1 pseudogene is annotated in these 250 nt (G+C 57.2%); it reads right to left on the minus strand.

The window, feature by feature from the left end:
- Positions 1 to 250: pseudogene (locus tag HU765_RS26690) on the minus strand (aminobenzoate oxygenase); the annotation flags it as partial.

The raw sequence follows: 250 nt of genomic DNA on the forward strand, positions 1-250 counted from the left end.
ACCAAGGGGTGCTGGCGGGTGATGGGAAACGCCAGTGCCTCCACCTCGTCTTTCAAGGCCTCACGGATGCGCGCGCTGACACCCAGATGTTCGATCAACTGCAGGTCGAAGGATTTTTGCAGATCGTTGGTCAAGTAATGCATTAGAAACGTCGGCAGCACATGAGCGATGCTGTCGCGATCAGCCGGGCTGGCCGCCTGCCAATACAAATGCACCAGATTTGTCCAGAAACGGGCATGGCGGCCTTCGT

Source organism: Pseudomonas sp. SWRI81, from assembly GCF_014268545.1.
Classification (GTDB): Bacteria; Pseudomonadota; Gammaproteobacteria; order Pseudomonadales; family Pseudomonadaceae; genus Aquipseudomonas; species Aquipseudomonas hamedanensis.